The following is a 20,197-nucleotide window of genomic DNA, read 5'->3' as shown; positions in this document are numbered from 1 at the left end:
TCAGGCCATCTCCAGGGAGCGCCGGATCGCCCGGGAGACCTGGTGGAAGACACGGTCGTCGGCGCTGGCGTAGACCACGACCTCGGCGCCGCGGTGCACCGCGTGGATCTCCCAGGGCCGGGTACGCCGGCCCAGCGCGGCCCCGACGCAGCCGAGCGCCACCACGTCGACGATCGCCGCGGCGACCCACAGGCCCGTGCTGTCGGCGTACGCCGCCGCGGCCAGGGCGCCCACGGCGACCAGCAGGCTCAGTCCCGCGAGGACCAGGGCGCCCGCGCTCAGCGGCGGCGGCGCCCCGCGGACGATGCCGATGTCGCGCAGCTCCCGTCGCGGGAAGGTCCGCACCGGCTCGGTCAGCCAGACGATGTGGTCGCCCGTGACGATGGCATCCGGGCCCCGGTAGTAGATTCTGGTCACGGCGGCCACCCCCACCGAAGCGTATGCATCCACGGCCTTGATCGCAGCGCTCGGTCAGCGAAGTGACTTCCGCGCCCCGCATCCCTCCAGCCAGCGGACCAGCTGCCGGTGCACGGCGTCGGCGCCGTACAGGAGCGGGTCGTCGAGCGGCCAGTCGGCCGGGTGGACCAGGACGGCGTCGTTCTGCCAGCCCCCGAGGCCGCCGTGACACCCCACCAGCTCCTCGAAGGCGTGCACCTCCCGGGTCCGCTCGTCCAGCGTCGAATGCACGTACAGGTCGGGCGCGTTGTCCATCGCCGCCACCCGGGCGAGGTCGGGCGCGGCCCGGGGACCGAACGGCTCCAGCGGGTCGGCGCCTTCGACCAAACCCTCTTCCAGCACGTGTACGCCGTCCCGGCCGACCGCGAGCGGCCCCCGCGCGCTGTCCACGACCACGAAACCGATGCCCGGCTCACCGAGCAGCCCCGGGATGAGACCGGGGAACAGCCGCCCCAGCTCCTCGATCGGCACCCGGCCGGCCAGTCGCGGGAACCAGACCAGCCCCAGGTTGCCCGAGCCGACCACGACCAGCTCGGGCCGGTCGCCGTCGGGCGCGGCGCCGTGACCCGGGTTGGGGCCGAGCCGCGACTTGCCGAGCACCTCGGTGAGCATCGCGTTGAGCGGCCCCCACGCCTCGGCGTCGCGGGTGTCGGCCAGCGTCGACGCCTTCCCGGCGCCGGTGTGCTGCCGCACCGCGTCCTCCAGGGGCCGGCCGGTGAGCTGGCGGAACGTGTGGCCCTGGCTCTGGCCGTGGTCGGAGAGCACGACGAACCGGTACGGCCGGGGTGCCGCCTCGGCCACCCGTTCCAGGGTCGCCAGCACCCCGTCCAGGCCGGCCAGGGCGGCCAGCGACTCGGGCCGGAGCACGCCCGCGTGGTGGGCGATCTCGTCGTAGTCGACGAAGTCCACGAAGATGACCGGCGCCGCCGCCATTATGTGCTCGGCCACCAGCGCCACGTTCAAATCACGGAGCAGCACGTTGGTCAGGCCGCGCAGGGCCACGTACGACCCGTGCCGCGAGACCCGGGGCTCGATTCCCCGCAGCCGCTGCTGACGCCCCTGGTAGAGCTCCTTGACCATCTCCCCGACCGTCCGGACGAGTGCGCGCACCAGGACGAACGGGCTCGCGAAGAACCGTACGTAGGCCTTGCCCGGCCCCAGCCCGAAGCTGTGCCCGGCCCGGCTCATCACGACGTGCGCGGTCGGCGCGTCCCCGCTGAACATGTTGGAGATGCTGACGCCGCCCTCGGCCAGCAGTCCTTTGCCGTCGGACAGGCGGGCCTCGATGGCGGCCGCGTCGGCCGGGCGGTTGGCCACGAACAGCCGGCCCGCCTCCTTGTCGTACCACCGGAACGCCGGGATCCCGTCGTTGGTGCCGTGCAGCAGGCCGGCCTGGCTGGCCGGCGTGGTCGAGGGCACCCGGGCCCACCAGCGCGCCGCGTCGTGCGACCCGGAGCGGATCCACCGCGACAGCGTCGGCAGCGTTCCGGCCGCGATGCCGACCTCCAGGACGGGGAACGGCAGCCCGTCGATCTGCACGATCACGACGCCCTCGCCGCCGCCACCCTCGGCCGGCCGGCGGCGCACCCGGCCCCGGTGGATCAGATCGGCGACCAGGTACGAGCTGTCGTTGACCCCGGCCAGCCAGCGGTTCACGGCCAGCACGACCGACACGATCAGCAGCGTCCAGGCGGCCGTGGCCCAGCCCGTGACGGTCACGCCGGGCACCACCACGAGCGCCGCCTCGACCACCGCGATCTGGGCCGCGATACCCAGCAGCAGGGAGATCACGGCACCGACCCGGGCGGCCAGGATCCGCAGCACGGGCAGGACCACCGCGTCCACGAGCCCGAGCATGGTGGCGATCAGCAGGGCCAGCCACAGCGACGAGAAGGCCAGCCCGTCGAGCACCGCCGCCGCCACCAGCAGGGCCACCGAGGTCGGCACGAGTCCCAGCATGGCGTCCCGGACGCCCCGCCCACTCATATGCCGATCTTACGGAAGAATGGGGCGAATCAGGTGAGCAGCAGGATCGCGGCCACCACCGTCGCGAAGACGACGATCGTCCACCGGAGCACCTCGGCCGGCAGCCGCTGGGCGATCCGGGCGCCGATCACACCGCCGACGATCGTGGCCGGGGCCAGGACCGCGACGACGGCCCAGTTGACCGGGCCGAAGACGCTGTAGGTGAGCACGGTGGTCACGCCGACCACGGCCGAGAAGACGTTCTTCAGGGCGCTGATCCGGCGCAGCGTCTCGTCGAGGACCAGCGACAGCGCGGCGATCAGGAGCAGGCCCATGGCCGCGTTGAAATACCCGCCGTACAGCCCGCAGAGGAAGACCGCAATCTGCACGAAGACGGCGGGATTGTCCTTCGGTTCGCCGGCCAGCGCGCGCAACCGCTTCTGGAAGGCCATCATCGCGGCCGCCGCCAGCAGCAGGAAGGGCACCACGAGGTCGAAGACCGAGCGCGGCGTGAACAGCAGCAGCGAGCTGCCGCAGAGCGTGCCGACGACGACGGTCGGAATGATCGTGACGATGCGGCGGCCCTGGCCGGCCAGGTCGGGCCGCCCGGCGACCGCGCTCGCGGCGTAGCCGGGCGCGACCGACAGCGCGTTGCTGACGTTGGCCGCCACGCCCGGCAGGCCGAGCGCGACCAGCAGCGGGAAGGTGATCAGCGAGCCGCCGCCGGCCACGGCGTTGACCGTGCCGGCCAGCAGCCCGCCCCCGAGCAGGGCGACGATCTCCAGAGCGGTCAGCGCCGGTGCTCCCGCAGCAGCTGTACGAGGTGCTGGCCCGGCGTGCCGGCCAGGTCGGCCGCCTGGGTCCGGCAGGAGAAGCCGTCGGCCAGGAAGATGTCGCCCTCCTCGGCCTTCTCCAGGGCGGGCAGCAGCTGCTGCTCGGCCACCTGCACCGACACCTCGTAGTGGCCGCGCTCGACGCCGAAGTTGCCGGCCAGGCCGCAGCAGCCGCCGAGCCGCTTGACGGTCGCGCCCGCCTTCTTCAGCAGCTTGGCGTCGGCGTCCCAGCCCATCACGGCGTGGTGGTGGCAGTGCGGCTGCGCGATGACCCGCACCCCGTCCAGCGACGGCGGCTCGTAGCCGTCCGTCTCGGCCAGCAGCTCGGCCACTGTCCTGGTCGCGGCCGCCACGTCACGGGCCTTGTCGTTGTCGACCAGCTCGACCGCGTCCTGCCGCAGCACGCCGGTGCACGACGGCTCGAGCCCGACCACCGGAATACCCTGCTTGACCGATTTGTGGAGCTCGTCCACTGTGGCGCCGAGGATCCGCCGCGCCGCGTCGAGCTGCCCGGTCGAGATCCACGTCAGCCCGCAGCACGCTTTCCGGCTGGTGACCTGCGGCGCGTACCCCGCGTCCGACAGCACCTCGACCGCCGCCTCAGCGATCTCCGGCGAGAAGTGGTCGGTGAAGCTGTCCACGAACAACACGACCGGTTTGCCGGACTTTTTCGGGATGAACGACGAACGGAAGGTGCGCGGCGCAAACGTGGGAATCGACCGCCGCTTGTCCACTCCGGCGAAGTACAGCGCGAGGCCCCGAATACCGGGCAGCGAGGTCATCACATTCGCGAAAGCCGGCATTTTGGAAGCGAGGCGGGACCACCGAGGCAGCCATCCGAGCGAATAGTGCGACCGCGGCCGCGCCCGCCGCTTGTAGCTCTGGTGCAGAACCTCGGACTTGTACGCCGCCATGTCGATCCCCGTCGGGCAGTCCGAGGCACAGCCCTTGCAGGACAGACAAAGATCCAGCGCGTCGTGTACGGCCTCGGCCCGCCAATCGGGCGCGAGATCGCCGTCCAGCATCTCCTGCAGCACGCGGGCCCGCCCGCGCGTCGAGTCCTTCTCGTTCTTGGTGGCCAGGTACGACGGGCACATCACGCCGCCCAGCACCGTGGTGTCGGCGCGGCACTTGCCCACGCCCGTGCACCGGTGCACCGCCTGGTTGAAGTCGCCGCCGTCCGCGTGATAGGCCAGCGCCAACGGCACCGTCACCGGCCGCGCCTGCGACACCCGGATGTTCGCGTCGACCGGATCCGGATCGACCAGGTTGCCGGGGTTGAGCAGGTTGTCCGGGTCGAAGGTGTGCTTGATCCGCCGGAACAGGTCGATCGCCGCCGGCGAGTACATCCGGGTCAGCAGCTCGCTGCGGGCCCGCCCGTCGCCGTGCTCGCCCGACAGCGACCCGCCGTAGCTCACGACCAGGTCGGCCGCGTCCTCCAGGAACGCCCGGAACTTCCCCGGCCCGCCCGGGGAGTCCAGCGGGAAGTCCAGGCGTACGTGCACGCAGCCGTCGCCCAGATGCCCGTACGGCATCGCGCTCAGCCCGTGCCGCTCCACCAGCAGATCGAAGTCCCGCAGGTACGCGCCGATACGCTCCGGCGGCACGGCCGCGTCCTCCCAGCCCGCGTGGGCCGGCAGCCCGCTCGGCGCCCGGCCGGCCAGACCGGCGCCGTCCTCGCGGATCTTCCACAGCGGCGCCGCCGCGGCCGTGTCCTCGACCACCAGCGAGTCGACCGCCCCCGAGGCGGCGACCAGCCTCGCCGTCCGCTCCCGGACCTCGTCCTGGTCCTCGCCCGCGATCTCGACCATGAGCCAGGCCGTGCCACCGGGCAGCGGCGGCACCGCGTCCGGGCCACGCCGGCTGCGGACCACGTCGCAGATGCGGGAGTCGATGCCCTCGCAGGCCGTCGGCTTGAACCCGAGGATCTGCGGGATCACGTCACCGGCCGTACCGAAATCGGGATAACCCAGAACCACGAGCGTGCGGTACGCCGGGTCGGCCACCAGCCGCACCGTCGCCTCGGTGACGACCGCGAGCGTGCCCTCGCTGCCGACCAGGAACTCGGTCAGGTTGAAGCCGTTCTCCGGCAGCAGGTGCTCGACCGCGTAGCCCGACACCTGGCGGCCGAAGCGGGCGAACTCGGTCCGGCCGGTCGCGAGGCTGGCCCCGATGACGTTCCGCAGCTCCTCGACGACCTTGTCGGCGCCCGAGGTCTGAGCTCCGGGCGTCCGGGCCCCGGTGATCAGCCGCTCGCCCTCGATGGTCAGCGCCGACAGACCCACGACATTGTCCGAGGTACGCCCGTAGCCCAGCGTCCGCGCCCCGCACGAGTTGTTGCCGATCATGCCGCCGATCGTGCACCGCGTGTGCGTCGACGGGTCGGGGCCGAACCGCAGTCCGTACGGCTTCGCGGCCGCCTGCAGCGTCGCCTGGATCGTGCCCGCCTGCACCCGCGCCGTCCGCGTCTCGGGGTCGACCTCGAGCACCTTGTTCATGTGCCGGCTGAAATCGAGCACCACGCCCGGCCCGATCGCGTTGCCCGCCACCGACGTGCCCGCGCCGCGGGCGGTGACCGGAACGCCCAGCTCCCGGCACACCCGCAGGGTCGCCGCCACATCGTCGTCGTGGCGCGGTCGCACGATCGCCCGCGGCACCACCCGGTACAGCGAGGCGTCGCTCGAATAGGCCGACCGGTGCGCCGCATCGGTGAGCACGTCGGCCACACCGGCCCGGCGCAGGCTGGCGGTCAGGTCGGTGTCGCTTGTCATGTCCGGTTCCAGTGGGGCTGCGTAGCGGCGGTGAACTCGGCCTTGTGGGCGTCGCCGCCATGGTAGTCGCCGCCCGGGCCACCCCCGCGCACCGGGCGTATCAGCCATCGATCACACTGCTGCCCATGGCGAACGTGACTGTGCTCGGCGCCGGCGCTGCCGGCCTGGCCGTGGCGGCCCAGCTCAAGGCGAACGGCGTGGACAGCGTCGTGCTCGAGCGCGGCCCCGAGGTGGCCACCAGCTGGCGGGGCCGCTACGACCGGTTGCGCCTGCACACCGTGCGCCGCCTGTCCGGCCTGCCGGGTTTTCCGATCCCCCGGGAGTACGGCCGGTGGGTGCGCCGCGACGACCTGGTGCGCTACCTGGAGGCGTACCGGGAACGCTTCGCCCTTGACGTCCGCACCGGCACCACGGTCGAACGGGTGAAGCCGGGGGGCGAGCGCTGGTCCATGCAGTTGGCCGACGGCTCGGAGCACACGTCGCGCACGCTGATCGTGGCGACCGGCTACCTGCACACACCGGTGATCCCCCAGTGGCCCGGCCTCGCGTCGTGGACCGGAACGCTGATCCACTCCTCGGCCTACCGCAACGCCGAGCCCTTCCGCGGCAAGAACGTGCTGGTCGTCGGCCCCGGCAACAGCGGCGCCGAGATCAGCACCGACCTGGCCGAGGGTGGCGCCGCCTCGGTGAGCCTGGCCGTGCGGACCCCACCGCACATCGTCCGCCGCGCCACGGCCGGCTGGCCCGCCCAGATGAACGGCCTGCTGCTGGGCGGCCTGCCCGAGCCGGTCTTCAACTCGATGGCGGCCACGATGGCCCGGATGGAGGTGCCGGACCTTCGCCCGTACGGCCTGGCCCGCCCCACCGAAGGTCTCAAGACCCGCCTGCGCACCCAGCGGTACGTGCCGTTGCAGGACGTCGGCATCGTCCGGGACGTGCTCGCGGGGCGCGTACGCCCGGTCGCGGCGGTCGAGTCCTTCACCGAGAACGCGGTCCGGCTGGCCGACGGCACCACCCTGACACCCGAGGTGATCGTCGCCGCCACCGGCTACGGCACGGGCCTGACCAAGCTCTTCGACGACCCCACGCTGTTCGACGACACCGGTGTCCCGCTGGTACACGGCGGCCCGTCGGCCCGCCCCGGCCTCTACTTCATGGGGTACAACGTGACACTGGGCGGCATGCTCCGCGAGCTGGCCATCGAGTCCCGCCGCGTGGCCCGCGCGGTCAGCGCTCTCTCTTAACGGCGCAGCGCGTCGTACATGCGCCAGCCGGCGATCACCGATCCACCGGTCAGGATCATGTAGCAGAACATGAGGGCCGCGGCACCGCCGAACCCGGCGACGGCCGTGAACATGGCGAAGGCGAGGGCGGCGGCGCCCGCACCGATCGTGAGCACCCAGCCGGTGGCCTTCTGCGCCGGCTGCCAGTGCGGCGACCCGCTGGCCAGCAGCATGCCCGCCACCGGCCCGGCGACCGGCATCAGCACCGCCCCGACGGTCATCAGCCCCACCGCCGTGTACTCGGCCGCGCCGCCCCGGGGGACCGCTCCCCCGCCGGTGGCGGCCGGCGGAGGAGTCGGAACCAGGGCGGGCAGCCGGATGTGGGCCGGCACGCTCCCTCGGCGCACCGCCGCCACCAGGGCTTCCGGCGGCCCTAACCGGCGGATGATCTCCGCCGGGTCCTCGAGCGGCGCACTGGGCGACGTCCGCCGCACCGCGATGTAGTCCGCCACCGTCGTCATGAGCTCGTCCCGCAGTTCGGGCGCCAGGTCCTCGCTCTGCGCCCACAGCGCAGCCAGATAATCCAGCACAACAACGTCGGTGTGTGCGAGCGGTGCCGTCGTCATTCGTTGTCCCCCGTTGCTGGGTCCGGTGCGATGACAACAGCTTCGCCCCGGCCCGCCCCGGTGGACATCCGCCCGAGGACGGAATCCCCGCCACCGCCTCTACCTTTCGGCCGATGCACGGCGCCGCCCCACCAGCACCACGCGGGTGGCGATGGCACCGGAGCGCCCCGCTGACAATCCCGAGCCGGGCCGGCCAGCGCGGAAAGAGCCGGCCGCCTCGTCGACGGTGGCCGGCGAAGTTGAGCACAATGAGGGCCAGGCCGGCGGCGCGCTCCAGACGGAACCAGGTGCGATCGTGGACAGACGGATCAGTGGTCATCTCGGGTTCTCCTCCCCGCCGGAGTCCCGCCCGCTCCCGCCGCCCCGCGACACCCGAATCGCCGGATCACCCCGTCGATCAGACGCGATCCGCCTGGCCGTGGCCCAGACCGAGGTCACCACCGACCCGGTCACGAACGGCCGCGCCATCCGCGCCGCGATGCGTGCGGCCGCCTCCGGCAACGCACGTCTGATCCACTTCCCCGAAGGTGCGCTGTCCGGCTACGCCGGCACGGCGAAGACCTACTACGCCGGCTGGCGCATCAACTGGGACCCGGTGGCCGACGAACTACGCCACACGATGGCCCTGGCCGCCGAACTGGGCGTGTGGGTGGTGGTGGGCGGCAACCATCGCCTGACCGGCCGGCACCGCCCCCACAACTCCCTCTGGGTGATCGACGACCAGGGCCGGCTGGCCGACCGCTACGACAAGCGCTGGCTGTCCCACTCCGAAATGAACGGCTACTACACCCCCGGCGACCACACCTGCACATTCGAGGTGGACGGCTTCCGCTTCGCCTGCCTTCTGTGCATAGAGGTCAACTACCCCGAACTATGGCTGGAACATCGGCACGTGGATTGCGTCCTGTTCTCGACATACTCCGAGGACCCCATCTTCGAGGTCATAGCCCGAGCCCACGCCGCCACCCACAATTTCTGGGTGAGCATGGCGGTCCCCGCCCAGTGCGCCCCGGCCACTCCGTCCGCCGTGATAGGCCCACACGGCTACGTGCTGCGCCACGCCCGCACAGACGCCCCGGACGTGATCTGCGTCGACCTGGACCGCTCCGACCCCACCCTCGACATAGCCCTCACTAAGGCCCGCCCATGGCGAGCCATCGCCCGGGCCGGCGACATCTACACAGCAGCCCGCGTCAGCGATCCCCGCAGCACCGACCACACCATCATCTGACGTGGTCGGTGAGCGGCACGGAGGGCTCGGGGCGGATACGCTGCCGGGCATGCTTCGTGTGGCGGGGATCCACGGCATCTTCAATCTGGACCGGCGGCGGGGTCCGGTCGAGGCCGCCGACAACCTCGCGCTGGCCTGGGGCAGCGCGCTCGGCAGGCAGGTCGACGTCAAGGTCGCCTACTACGCCGACTGTCTGGCGGCCGAGGCCGTGCAGGGGGCGGGGACCGCGTATTCGCCGGCGGAGGCTCAGGCTCAGCTGTCCGAGTGGGCGCTGGCGCTGGGGGCGCCGGCCGAGGTGGGGCAGGGCCGGCTGACGGTTCCGGTCCGTCAGATCATCAGCTGGGTCAGCCGGACGTACGGACTGGATCATGATCTGGTGGACCGGTTCGTCGGTCAGTTTCTCCGCGAGGTTCCGGCCTACCTCACCGACGGCGGCCCGGCGCGGCGAACGGCGCAGGATCGGCTGGCCGCGGTCCTCAGGGAGCATCGGCCACGGGCGGTGATCGCGCATTCGCTCGGGTCGGTGGTCGCGTTCGAGACGCTGTGCCGCTTTTCCGAGTACGAGGTGGATCTCTTCGTCACACTGGGGTCGCCGCTCGGGTTACCCGGTGTCATATTCGAGCGTCTCGAGCCGATGGGCGTACGGCGGCCACCCGGTGTGCGCCGCTGGGTCGACATCGCCGACGTCGGCGACATCGTGGCGGCGCCGCCGCGGCTCGGTGAGCGCTTCGACGTGGACATTCACATGGACGCGCGCATCGGCCGGTTCGACTTCCACCGGGCCAAGAGCTACCTCGCTGCCGAGGCCACTCGGACAGAGATCGCCAAGCTGGCCGCAGAAGCATGACCAGCGCAGCGGCGGTGCGGATCGACCAGATCTTCTTCGGCTGGTCCACGACCGGTCACCGGCTCGCGCCGTTGAACTGGTCGTTCACCGAGGCGGACGCCTCGCAGCGGTGGTTCCAGAGGCTACGATCCCACCTCAGGCTTCTGAGAGTCGGAGGTGCCGAGCTCCCCGACGCCGCCCTCTCCTACTTCTCGTTCGAAGACGGGCTCGCGGCGGTGGTACGCCGGGTCAACGAGGGCGACAGCGCCGGGCGCAACAATTCCCACGCCCTGATCGGCCCGGCCGACGCGCTGGCGGCCGAGGCGGCCCTGGGCATGAGCCTCTGGACAGGCTGGCGGTCCGACGACCCCTCGCCCGCGATCCTGGAGCCCATGTTAGGCGGAGCGCTCAGGCAGGCGACCCGGGTGGCCGAGAAGCGCCTTCTGCCCAGGCTCGCCGGCCGGTCGGCCGATCTGACAGGGGTCCTGGCCCAACTCTTGGCCGACCCCGCCGGCCCGATCAGCGTCATCGGCTGTCCCGATGCCGCCCGACCGGCCGTGCTGTGGGGCCTGGCCCGGATCGCGGCGCGCATTCGGCTCAGTGTGCCGGACTGGTCGTTCTCCACGTATGAGGACCGGCACGACGCCGGCGTGGAAGACCTGCCGCGCTTCGTCTTCCTGCCGGTCCTTCCACAAACGGGGGTCTCGGTCGGGCGGACGGTCGTCGACGTGGAACACCCCTCGGAGCAGCTCGCGCCGCATCGTGAGCGCGCCGAGCAGTTGGTCCGGGATCTGCTTCAGGGCGGCCGCAAGTCCGTCGCGGCACCGCGCCGAGCGCCAGCGCCGAAGTCGAAGACCCACAAGGCTGTCTGCATCGGGTTGTCGTCATTCGGCGCCGACCCCAAGCCCGGCGTGGAGCCAGAGCCGGGGCGCTGGCCGGACCTGCCCCAGGCGGCCGGGCGGATGCGCGCCCTCGCCCGGACGTTCACCGATCTCGGTTTCACGGCGACCACGCTGACCGACCTGTCCAGCCGGGATCTCGGCGCGACCGTCCGCAAGATCATCGATGACGCCGCCGAGACGGACGTCCTGGTCTTCCACCTGTTCAGTCACGGCTACCTGACACCGTCGGGAAGTCTGCGGGTGATCGGCGCGGACGGTGAGCACCACGAGGCGACCGACGTCGGCGACTGGCTGAAGCGGATCGTCGACGCCGAGGCCCCCGTACCGATGACGCTCTTCCTGCTCGACGTCTGTCACGGCGGCAGCGTCGCCCGGCTGTTCTGGCAGCCCGCCATCAACGACGAGGACGCCCGGGCCTGGGTGATCGCGGCCGCCGCGCCGGACGAGCAGGCCTACGCCGGCCGGTTCACGGACGCGGTGATCAGGGTCCTCGGCGATCTCGCCGAAGGCCGCCTCGACATCGACCAGTCATTCCGCTTCGCTCCGCTCGACACCATCGCTCAGCTGATCCGCCGCGACGTTCTCCACAATGCCACCGCCGCGGGCGCTTTCGTCCAGCGGGTGACGGCGAGCCGGGTGGACATCAGCGCCGGGCTGCCCGAGCTGCCGTTCTTTCCCAACCGGCAGTACGCGAAGACCCCACGCCACGATGCCCGGACCCGGATCGACGCCGCCGCCAAGCCTTTCCTGGACGATCTCGACGAGGCGCTGGACCCGGTGCACTTCCTCTCCCGCGCGGCCGGGCACGGCGGGCCGGTCCGCGACGAGCTTCCCGGCTGCTTCAGCGGGCGCCGCCGCGAGCTGCGCCTGCTGTCGCCCTGGCTCAACCTGCAGGACTCGGTGGGGCTGCGGGTGGTGACCGGCAGCCCGGGCGCGGGTAAGTCGGCGCTGATCGGCGTGCTGGTCTGCGCGGCCCATCCGATGATGCGCGACAGCACCCGGGCAGTTTGGGAGGCGGTCGAGCAGGCGCCTTACCTGAACAGAACGATGGCCGCGGTTCATGCCCGCGCGCGAACGCCGGCTCAGATCATCTCTTCCGTAGCGCGCCAACTCGGCGTCCTGTCCGGTGTGCCCGAGCCGACAGCGGCCGGCCTGATCGCGACCCTGACCGTCATGCCGGAGCCGCCGGTGATCGTCATCGACGCGCTCGACGAGGCGATCGGCGCGGAATTGCTCATGCGGGAGTTCCTGCTTCCTCTCACGCGGGTGGTGCGGGCCGACGGCAATCCGGTACGCCTGCTGGTCGGCATGCGGCCCTGGGCCGAGTTCGAGCCGCTGCGGGCCGAGGCCGAGCGCCAGGGCCGCGTCGTCGACCTCGACGACGTCGACGAGCGGGAGCTCAGCCGCGACGTCGGCGCCTACGTCCGGCGCCTTTTGCTGACGGACCCACGATGGGATCGGCTGGAGCACGACGGCGCGGCCTCGACACTGGCCCGCGCGGTCGCCGAGACCCTGACCCAGGACCAGGCCAACCGGGAGTGGGGCGCTTTTCTGGTCGCCGGGCTGTTCAGCGGCTACCTGCTGAACAGCTACGCGGAGCCGATCAGCGATCAGGCGACGGCCATCGACGTGGGTCGCAGTGTGCCGCGCACGCTGCCGGATCTGCTCGAACTCGATCTGCTGACCCGGGCGACCGACGTCTGGACCCGGCCGATCCTGGTCGCCGCCGCCCACGCCAAGGGCGACGGCATGCCCGCCCGACTCCTCGGGTACGCCGCGGCGGCGCTGGACCGCGAGGCTCCACCGGACACACAGCTGGTCCTCGAGGTCCTCGACACCGTCCGGTTCTACCTCCGGCAGAGCGCGGAGGTCGACGGCACCACGGTCTACCGGCTGTTCCACCAAGGACTGGCCGACTACCTCAAGCAGACGGCCGAGGTTGCGCCGGTGGCGACCGGGCTTCTCGACTCGGTCCGGTCGTGGGCGCCCGCCAGGCGTCAGGCCCCAGCCGTGCCGCGATGGGAACTCGCCGAGCCGTACCTCAAGCGGCACATCGCCCAGCACGCACGCGAGGCCGGCCGTCTCGCCATTCTCCTGGCCGACGCCGATTTCCTGGTCACCGCCGACCCCGCCGTCGTGCTGCCCGAGCTCGCCGGTCTCGCCGTCACAGGGCCCGCGGTCACCGCGTACCGCCGGGCGGTCAGCGCCGGGTTCGATCGCGCCGATCGCAGTGGTCGTACTCAGCGCCTCGCCCTGGCCGCCGTGCGCGCCGGCGCCAGCGGGCTGGCGGAAGCGACCGCGGACATGGCCGAGCACGACGGGGTCCTCGGCTGGCGGCCGTTGTGGGTGCGAGACGGCTCAGCTACCGCGATCGGCGCCGACGAACGCTGGGCCGTGCTCGGCACGGCCGAGGGGACGATCATCGTGCTCGATGCGAACGACGGCACGCCGCTCTGGGGCGAGACCGGTGCGCACGCTGGACCGGTCGTCGCGGTGGCGCCGGGTCAGGTCGACGACGGGCCCGGCGTCCTGAGCATCGATGACAAGGGCATGTTCCGCCGCCGCCGTCTCCACCACGAATACGAGGCACGTACGTCGTGGATCGGAGCCGCCACGAGGCTCCGAACATCGCCGAGCCTGTTCGGTGAGGACTGCGCCGTCATCGTGTCCGGCACTGGTGCCGCCGCCATCTGGGGCGTCGACTCGGGCCGGCGGCTGGCGACCGTCGACGGCCTGATCATGGACGCCGAGTGTTTCACCGTCGGCCGGACAGCAGGCCGAATCCTCGCGGAAGCGAGACGACCGGGAATCGTGACGGTGAAAATGGCCGGCGGCCGCCTGACGACCCTGGAGCACGACTACGCGGTCTCCGCGGTCACGGCCGGCGCGGTCGGCGACGTGCTGGTGATCTTCACGGCCGACGACAGCAGCACCATCCATGCCTGGGACCTGTACGGGCGGCGCTGGGGCCGCTTCGACCTCGCCGGCCGAATCCATCGGCTGCACGCAACCGCCCACGGCCTTCTGATCGTTCAGGGCCCGGGCACGTTGACCGGGCTCCGGTTCGCCCCGCACGGCCTGACCGCCGAGCCGCTGCCGGTCAAGATCGACACTCTGGAACTGGTCACGACCTTCGGCCCAACCGTCGATACTCAGGTCCGGTCGGCGTCGGCGAGAGTCGGCGAAGGCCCGGATTCCGGTCGCGCCGGCGCCCACTGATCCGGGTGCCTCATGCCGGCGGCCGGCGGCCGAGGAACGACGGAAGCATGGCCAGGCCGAACAACAGAAGAACCACGCCCTGCGACACGTCCATGGCGCCGAGCAGATAGCCGAGAGCGTTGTTCGCCTGGAAGGGGGAGTCGCCGAGGAACGACATGTTCGACGCGGTGTGCAGCAGCGATCCGGTGACCGCTCCGGGGCCGTGTCCGACCGGCGCGCCGTCCGCGTAGTGGAAGGCGTCGAACGACACCGCGGCGACCAGACAGGCGAGCGAGTTGCTCACCAGCGTGGCGATGGCGAGATAAATGTACAGCCGCAGTTCGGCGAGGTTCTCGCCGGCGCTGCCGGGCAGGCTGCGATGGAAGCCGAGCGTCAGATAGACGCGCGCATAGCTTCCGACCGTCAGATACCAGGCCAGCGCTTCGAGGTAGGCCAGCAGAGCGACGGCCGTGGCCAGCAGCGCACACGCCAGCGCCAGCCCACGGGGACCGGTCCCGGGCCTGGCGAACAGCTCGGGTGCGGCGATGATGACGACGGCGGCGGCGACCACGCCGGGCGCGGTGTAGAAGGTGGACCACAGGCGAAGGGCCCATCCGAGTACGGCCGCCGCCCCTGTTCTGCCGATCAGACTGATGTACCGCTCGCGAACGCGATATTCCTTGGCCCCGAACGGAAAGAAGCGCGCACCGGTCGCCTTCAACAGGGCGATCTTCTCAGTGTCGCTGTGCGGTGGATTCTCGGCGTAGAGCCGGCGGTAGTCGTCACCCCGCCGGGAGACCCAGCGGGTGGCATTGATGATCGCCACGCACTTCAGGGCCAGATGTGGCAGGAGCACGACGAGCAGAACGGTTCCCCACAGCGCCATCCTGCCTCCGTGCGTCCGGCGAAGGTAGCGAGGTGAAAAGCCTATGGCCGGCGAGCGGGAACCTCAACAAGTCCGGCGGTTGACCATGATCTGTAAAGGTTTTCATGCGCTAAGAAAGAGATCATGGTCGATGCATTGACTTTCCGATGAAACGGATTGCAGGCTGGCCCGCATGGCGGTGACCATCAAGGATGTGGCTCGGGCGGCTGGGGTCTCGGCCGCCACGGTCACCCGGGCGCTGTCCAATCCCGAGGTGGTGCGGCCCTCGACGCGGGATCGGGTCAAGGAGATCGCGGCCAGTCTCGGGTACCACCCCAATCGGGCCGCGCGGGGGCTGATCACCGGGCGTACCGGAAATCTGGGCCTGCTCGTTCCCGATCTCGGCAATCCGTTCTTTCCCAGCATCGTCAAGGGCGTGCAGGCCCGGGCCCACGAGGCCGACCACGCCGTCTTCCTGGCCGACACCGACGAGGATCCGGCGGCCGAGGCCGGGCTTGTGCGCAAGCTGGCCAAGCAGGTCGACGGGGTTCTGCTCTGCTCGCCGCGGATGGCCGAGGCCGAGCTGCGCGAGCTCGCCGCCGAAGTGCCGGTCGTGCTGCTATACCGGCGCATTCCGGGGGTTCCGTCGGTGACCGCCGAGTTTCTTGACGGGATGCGCCAGGCCGTGAGCCACCTCGTCGCGCTCGGGCACCGCCGGGTCGCGTACGTCGCCGGCCCCAGATCATCGTGGGCCAACCGGGAACGCGTCCGCTCGCTGCGCGCCGTGGCCAAGGGGAAGGTCGAGCTGGTCGAGACCGGCAACGTGGCGCCGCAGTTCGAGGGCGGCGTCTCGGTGGCCGACCGGGTGCTGGCCGAGCGGGTGACCGCGGTGATCGCCTACAACGACCTGGTCGCGCTCGGCCTGCTGCACCGGTTCGCCGCCCGCGGCGTCGGCGTGCCGGGCGACATCAGCGTGCTCGGCTTCGACGACATCCCGCTCTCGGCGATGGTCCATCCCGCGCTCACGACTGTCGCGCTGCCCAAGGAACTGGCCGGTCAGGCCGGCGTCGACCTGCTCCTGAGACGACACGACCGGGAACGTCGCGAACTTCCCACCCAATTGATGGTACGAGGCTCCACCGGCCCCGCCTGAGGAGACACCATGTCCCGAAAGATGATCACCGCCGCCGTGGCCACCGTCCTGCTGGCCGCCGCCTGCGGCGCCCCCGACAGTCCGGACGGAAACGGCAACGGCGGCGGGCCCGTCACCCTCAACATCCTCGACGTGGCCGGCAACCTCCAGCTGACCCAGGGGATGATCGACGAGTTCGCCGCCGGGCACAAGGACCAGATCGGCAAGGTCACCTACTCCAAGGCGACCGCTCCTGAGCTGGTCGGCAAGATCAAGGCGCAGCAGAACGCGAACCGGGTCGACATCGACCTCGTGCTGACCGGCGTCGACGGCCTGGCCGCCGGCATCGAGCAGGGCCTGTGGACACCGCTGGCCGACGCCAAGCCGAAGCTGACCGGCATGGCCAACTACTCCGAGGGCGCCGCCGCGATGCAGAAGCTGGCCGGCGACTACGGCGTCACCGTCACCTACTACCCGTCCGGCCCGCTGATCGAATACCTGCCGGCCAAGGTTCCGGATCCGCCGAAAACCGCCGCGGACCTTCTCGCGTACGCCAAAGCGAACCCCGGCGCCGTCCAATACGCCCGCCCGTCCAACTCCGGGCCGGGCCGCACCCTGCTCATGGGCCTTCCGTACCTGCTGGGCGACAGCGACCCCAAGGACCCGGGGAACGGCTGGGCCAAGACCTGGCAGTACCTGACCGAGCTCGACAAGTACGTCACGCTCTACCCGTCGAGCACGTCCGAGACCATGAAGAACCTGGCCAACGGCTCGGCGAAGATCATCGCGACCACCACCGGCTGGGACATCAATCCGCGGGTGCTCGGCACCGTACCGAAAGAAGCGAAAGTCCAGGCCCTGGAGGGCTTCCACTGGGTCACCGACGCGCACTACGCGGTGATCCCCAAGGGTGTCCCGGCCGGCAAGCAGACCGCCATCGTCGACCTGCTGCAGGACATGCTGACCCCGCGTCAGCAGGCCAAGGCGTACGACAAGGGCTATTTCTATCCCGGCCCGGCGGTGAAGGACGTGACCCTCGACATGGCGCCGGCCGAGAGCAAACAGGCGATTGAGGAGTACGGGCGTCCCGAGTACGACAAGCTCATCGCCGACCACCCGCTCGAGGTGCCGCTGGACGCGAAGGCACTGGTGGCGGCGTTCGACAAATGGGATCGCGAGGTCGGCGGCGCGAAGGTGAAGAAGTGACGGCGTTCCAGGAGCTGCGCCTGGACGGGGTGCGCCGGCGCTTCGGCGGCAAGGACGCCCTGGCGGGGCTGAGCCTGACGATCCGGCGGGGCGAGTTCATCGCCCTGCTGGGCCCGTCCGGCTGCGGCAAGTCGACGGCGCTGAACTGCCTGGCCGGTCTGCTGCCGCTGACCGAGGGCAGCATCTGGCAGGACGGCGCCCGGCTCGACACCCTGCCCCCGGAGCGGCGCGGCTTCGGCATGGTCTTTCAGAGCTACGCGCTCTTCCCCCATCTTTCCGTACGCCGGAACATCTCCTTCGGCCTGCAGATGCGCCACCTGCCGCGGGACGAGGTCCGCCGCCGCACCGACGAGGCGATCCGGCTCGTCCGGCTCGAGGAGCACGCCCGCAAGCTGCCGGGCCAGCTCTCCGGCGGCCAGCAGCAGCGGGTGGCGATCGCCCGCGCGGTGGTGCTGGAGCCGTCGCTCGTGCTCATGGACGAGCCACTGTCCAACCTCGACGCCAAACTCCGCCTGGAGATGCGGACGGAGATCCGGCGGCTCCATCAGTCGCTCGGGCTGACCACGGTGTACGTGACCCACGACCAGGAGGAGGCGCTGTCGCTGGCCGACCGCCTGGTCGTGCTGCGCGACGGCCGGGTGGAGCAGATCGGCACGCCCGAGCAGCTGCACAACCGCCCGGCCAACGCGCACGTCGCCGACTTCATGGGATACCGCAACCTGCTGCCGATGAAGGTGAAGGCGGTACACGGCGACACGGTGGCCCTCGACGGCTCGGGCCTGACCTTGGAGGGTACGGCGGTGGGCCCGGTCGCCGCGGGTGACGAGGTGGTGGCCGGGATCCGCCCCGAGGACCTGCGCGCCGGCCCGCACGGGGTGCCGGTGACCGTGGAGGTGGTCGAATACCAGGGCCGCGAGCTGGCGGTCGAAGCCCGTACGGAGGAAGGGGTCGCGCTCTTCCTGCGGGCCACCGAGCGGCCCACCCCCGGCGACCGGATCACAGTCACCGCCGCCCCGTCCCGCGTGCTCGTGTTCCCGGCGGGCGCCCGATGACGGCGACCCTGCCCGGCGCGGGACCCACTCCGCCCAGCGCGGGCCCCGCCCGTCCCGGCGCCGGTAGGTCCCCGCGGGTGGCGCTGCGGCACCGGCTGGCCGAGCGGGGCATCGACCGGCAGCTGCTGTTGCTCGCGCCGGCGCTGATCGGCGTCCTCGCGCTGTTCGTCTACCCGTTCGCGTACGGCATCGGCCTGTCGTTTCAGCCGGCCGAAGGCGGCGTGTTCGGCGCGTACCGGACCTTCTTCACCGACGCCTACCAGCGTGCCACCATCGCCACGACGCTCGGGCTCGCGCTTCCGGCGGCGATCCTGAACGTGGCGGCCTCGGTGCCCATCGCGTACCGGATGAGAGGCCGTTTCCGCGGAAAGCGTCTGCTGACAACGGTTCTGGTGGTGCCGATCACCCTGGGCACGGTGCTGACGGCCGAGGGCCTGCTCAACTATCTGGGCCCGGCCGGCTGGTTCAACCGCACGCTGATGACGATCGGCCTGACCGACGCGCCGGTGCGCCTGACGAACAACTACTGGGGCGTCTTCTTCTCGCTGGTCATCACCGGGTTCCCGTTCGCGTTCCTGCTGATCCTGTCGTACCTGTCCGGCATCGACCCGACGCTGGACCGCGCGGCGGCGACCCTGGGCGCGGGGTGGTGGCAGCGCTTCCGCCGGATCACCCTGCCGCTGCTGGCGCCCGGCCTGGCCACGACGTTCTGCCTGACGTTCGTGCTGGCGTTCAGCGTCTTCCCGTCGGCCGTGCTCGTGGGTGATCCGGCCGGCACGACGCGGGTCATCTCGATCGCCGCCTACCACGCCGCGTACGAGGTGTACGACTATCCGCTCGGCAGCGCCATCGCCGTGATCATGGGCCTGGTCGAGCTGGCGGTGGTCGCCGTCGTGCTCGGCCTGCGTTCCCTGCTCTACACCGGTTCGACGGGAGGCAAAGGATGAGGCTTCGATTCACCGTCGGCGCCTGGCTCGTGTGGGGCGCGGTCATCTTCTTCTTCGTCAACCTGGCCGGCGTCATCTTCTCGGTGGTCGTCAACTCGTTCGGCGAACGCTGGTTCGACACCTGGCTGCCGCAGGGCTGGACAACGCAGTGGTACGCCTCGGCCTGGAACGAGTTCGGCCTCTTCCAGATCCTGATCGTGACCCTCGAGGTGGCACTCCTGGTGGTGGCGATCTCGCTGCTGGTGGGCGTACCCGCCTCGTACGTCCTGGCCCGCCGCTCGTTCCCCGGCCGCCGCCTCGTCTACCTGCTGTTCCTGCTGCCGATCCTGATGCCCCCCATCACATACGGAATTCCCCTGGCCACGGTCCTCTACAAGTACGGCCTGGCCGGCCACCTGGCGGGCGTGGTCCTGGCCAATCTGGTCCCGTCGATCCCGTTCGTCATCCTCACGATGACCCCGTTCATCGAACAGATAGACCCCTCGATCGAACGAGCCGCCCGCATGTGCGGCGCCCGAACCGGCCAGGTGTTCCTGCGCGTCCTGGCCCCGTTACTGGTGCCCGGCATCCTGGCCGCCTCGATCCTGGTCCTGGTCCGCACGGTGGGCATGTTCGAGCTGACCTTCCTGACCGCCGGCCCCGACTCACAGACCTTGGTGGTAGCCCTCTACTACTCGATGTCAGCCGCCGGCATCCGAGCCCAACAGTCCGTTGACGCCATGGCAGTCATCTACACCGCCTCCATGCTGGTCCTGCTGGTCGTCGCCCTGCGCTTCGTCAACCCCACCCAACTGGTAGCCCGAGTCAAAGAGGACCCCGACTAGAACCCTTCGGGCCGCGCTGCCACCTCGGCTCCAAGCGGCCTGCTCGGACCGCACCGTGGCTCAGCCGCGACCATCGGGTCCCGACGCAGTACCGCCTCAGCCTCATCCGGCTTCCTCGCACGGCGGGCAGGCGCAGCCGG

At 71.0% G+C, this 20,197-nt stretch carries 15 protein-coding genes; 9 read left to right on the top strand and 6 right to left on the bottom strand.

All coding sequences use genetic code 11. The annotated features are described in order from the left end of the window. From ACGFJ7_RS24010 to ACGFJ7_RS23995, 4 genes are read right to left on the bottom strand one after another with little or no spacing between them, the layout of a single operon-like run. Complete coding sequence (locus ACGFJ7_RS24010; protein WP_360255606.1) at window positions 1–417, bottom strand: DUF6232 family protein; 417 nt, start codon at window positions 415–417, stop codon at window positions 1–3. Between the two features lie 54 nt (window positions 418–471). Further along, window positions 472–2,442, bottom strand: coding sequence for an alkaline phosphatase family protein (locus ACGFJ7_RS24005; RefSeq protein ID WP_360255608.1), 1,971 nt, complete (start codon window positions 2,440–2,442; stop codon window positions 472–474). A 29-nt stretch (window positions 2,443–2,471) separates the two neighbouring features. After that, window positions 2,472–3,215, bottom strand: a complete 744-nt coding sequence (locus tag ACGFJ7_RS24000; RefSeq protein WP_392644018.1) for a sulfite exporter TauE/SafE family protein — start codon at window positions 3,213–3,215, stop codon at window positions 2,472–2,474. Beyond that, window positions 3,212–6,025: an FAD-binding and (Fe-S)-binding domain-containing protein gene (locus tag ACGFJ7_RS23995; RefSeq protein WP_392643867.1), complete on the bottom strand. Its 2,814-nt coding sequence runs from the start codon at window positions 6,023–6,025 to the stop codon at window positions 3,212–3,214. The genes ACGFJ7_RS24000 and ACGFJ7_RS23995 overlap by 4 nt, the downstream gene beginning before the upstream one ends. Window positions 6,026–6,150: 125 nt before the next feature. Between ACGFJ7_RS23995 and ACGFJ7_RS23990 the strand changes: the two genes are divergently transcribed. Beyond that, window positions 6,151–7,269 (top strand): flavin-containing monooxygenase, encoded by a 1,119-nt coding sequence (locus ACGFJ7_RS23990; protein ID WP_392643865.1) that lies wholly within the window; start codon window positions 6,151–6,153, stop codon window positions 7,267–7,269. Here ACGFJ7_RS23990 and ACGFJ7_RS23985 read toward each other — a convergent pair. Next, on the bottom strand, window positions 7,266–7,874 hold the full coding sequence (locus ACGFJ7_RS23985) for an HAAS signaling domain-containing protein (protein WP_360255616.1): 609 nt from the start codon (window positions 7,872–7,874) through the stop codon (window positions 7,266–7,268). The two genes, ACGFJ7_RS23990 and ACGFJ7_RS23985, sit on opposite strands and share 4 nt — an antisense overlap. A 295-nt stretch (window positions 7,875–8,169) precedes the next feature. Between ACGFJ7_RS23985 and ACGFJ7_RS23980 the strand changes: the two genes are divergently transcribed. Genes ACGFJ7_RS23980 through ACGFJ7_RS23970 form a run of 3 tightly spaced genes read left to right on the top strand, consistent with a single transcriptional unit; the run spans window position 8,170 to window position 14,052 of the window. Then, window positions 8,170–9,105, top strand: a complete 936-nt coding sequence (locus ACGFJ7_RS23980) for a carbon-nitrogen hydrolase family protein (protein ID WP_392643863.1) — start codon at window positions 8,170–8,172, stop codon at window positions 9,103–9,105. Between the two features lies 1 nt (window position 9,106). Then, window positions 9,107–9,952, top strand: coding sequence for a hypothetical protein (locus ACGFJ7_RS23975; protein ID WP_392643861.1), 846 nt, complete (start codon window positions 9,107–9,109; stop codon window positions 9,950–9,952). After that, on the top strand, window positions 9,949–14,052 hold the full coding sequence (locus ACGFJ7_RS23970; protein WP_392643859.1) for a caspase family protein: 4,104 nt from the start codon (window positions 9,949–9,951) through the stop codon (window positions 14,050–14,052). Before ACGFJ7_RS23975 ends, ACGFJ7_RS23970 begins: the two co-directional genes overlap by 4 nt. A gap of 10 nt (window positions 14,053–14,062) precedes the next feature. Here ACGFJ7_RS23970 and ACGFJ7_RS23965 read toward each other — a convergent pair whose 3' ends face one another. Beyond that, a complete protein-coding gene (locus ACGFJ7_RS23965; protein ID WP_392643857.1) occupies window positions 14,063–14,917 on the bottom strand; it encodes a hypothetical protein in 855 nt (284 codons plus the stop codon). Between the two features lie 172 nt (window positions 14,918–15,089). Between ACGFJ7_RS23965 and ACGFJ7_RS23960 the strand changes: the two genes are divergently transcribed. The 5 genes from ACGFJ7_RS23960 (at window position 15,090) to ACGFJ7_RS23940 (ending at window position 20,057) form a co-directional block, all read left to right on the top strand. Next, on the top strand, window positions 15,090–16,049 hold the full coding sequence (locus ACGFJ7_RS23960) for a LacI family DNA-binding transcriptional regulator (RefSeq protein ID WP_392643855.1): 960 nt from the start codon (window positions 15,090–15,092) through the stop codon (window positions 16,047–16,049). 9 nt (window positions 16,050–16,058) lie between these two features. Continuing rightward, window positions 16,059–17,234, top strand: a complete 1,176-nt coding sequence (locus ACGFJ7_RS23955) for an extracellular solute-binding protein (protein WP_360255629.1) — start codon at window positions 16,059–16,061, stop codon at window positions 17,232–17,234. Further along, window positions 17,231–18,286 carry an ABC transporter ATP-binding protein gene (locus tag ACGFJ7_RS23950; RefSeq protein ID WP_360255631.1) on the top strand — a complete coding sequence of 352 codons (1,056 nt, stop codon included), beginning with the start codon at window positions 17,231–17,233 and terminating at the stop codon, window positions 18,284–18,286. The genes ACGFJ7_RS23955 and ACGFJ7_RS23950 overlap by 4 nt, the downstream gene beginning before the upstream one ends. 77 nt (window positions 18,287–18,363) lie before the next feature. After that, window positions 18,364–19,233: an ABC transporter permease gene (locus ACGFJ7_RS23945; protein ID WP_392643852.1), complete on the top strand. Its 870-nt coding sequence runs from the start codon at window positions 18,364–18,366 to the stop codon at window positions 19,231–19,233. Continuing rightward, window positions 19,230–20,057: an ABC transporter permease gene (locus ACGFJ7_RS23940; protein ID WP_360255635.1), complete on the top strand. Its 828-nt coding sequence runs from the start codon at window positions 19,230–19,232 to the stop codon at window positions 20,055–20,057. Before ACGFJ7_RS23945 ends, ACGFJ7_RS23940 begins: the two co-directional genes overlap by 4 nt. Window positions 20,058–20,197: the final 140 nt, after the last annotated feature.

It is taken from the genome of Actinoplanes sp. NPDC048988, from assembly GCF_043197815.1.
In the GTDB taxonomy this organism is placed as follows: domain Bacteria; phylum Actinomycetota; class Actinomycetes; order Mycobacteriales; family Micromonosporaceae; genus Actinoplanes.
Note: the sequence above shows the minus strand (reverse complement) of the source record. Positions and strands in the feature narration are given on the sequence as shown.

What these genes read in the sequence shown, in the direction of transcription:
- ACGFJ7_RS24005 (WP_360255608.1), bottom strand. Translation starts at nt 2,442, where the DNA reads ATGAGTGGGCGGGGCGTCCGGGACGCCATGCTGGGACTCGTGCCGACC.
- ACGFJ7_RS23995 (WP_392643867.1), bottom strand. Translation starts at nt 6,025, where the DNA reads ATGACAAGCGACACCGACCTGACCGCCAGCCTGCGCCGGGCCGGTGTG.
- ACGFJ7_RS23990 (WP_392643865.1), top strand. Translation starts at nt 6,151, where the DNA reads ATGGCGAACGTGACTGTGCTCGGCGCCGGCGCTGCCGGCCTGGCCGTG.
- ACGFJ7_RS23985 (WP_360255616.1), bottom strand. Translation starts at nt 7,874, where the DNA reads ATGACGACGGCACCGCTCGCACACACCGACGTTGTTGTGCTGGATTAT.
- ACGFJ7_RS23970 (WP_392643859.1), top strand. Translation starts at nt 9,949, where the DNA reads ATGACCAGCGCAGCGGCGGTGCGGATCGACCAGATCTTCTTCGGCTGG.
- ACGFJ7_RS23965 (WP_392643857.1), bottom strand. Translation starts at nt 14,917, where the DNA reads ATGGCGCTGTGGGGAACCGTTCTGCTCGTCGTGCTCCTGCCACATCTG.
- ACGFJ7_RS23960 (WP_392643855.1), top strand. Translation starts at nt 15,090, where the DNA reads ATGGCGGTGACCATCAAGGATGTGGCTCGGGCGGCTGGGGTCTCGGCC.
- ACGFJ7_RS23955 (WP_360255629.1), top strand. Translation starts at nt 16,059, where the DNA reads ATGTCCCGAAAGATGATCACCGCCGCCGTGGCCACCGTCCTGCTGGCC.
- ACGFJ7_RS23940 (WP_360255635.1), top strand. Translation starts at nt 19,230, where the DNA reads ATGAGGCTTCGATTCACCGTCGGCGCCTGGCTCGTGTGGGGCGCGGTC.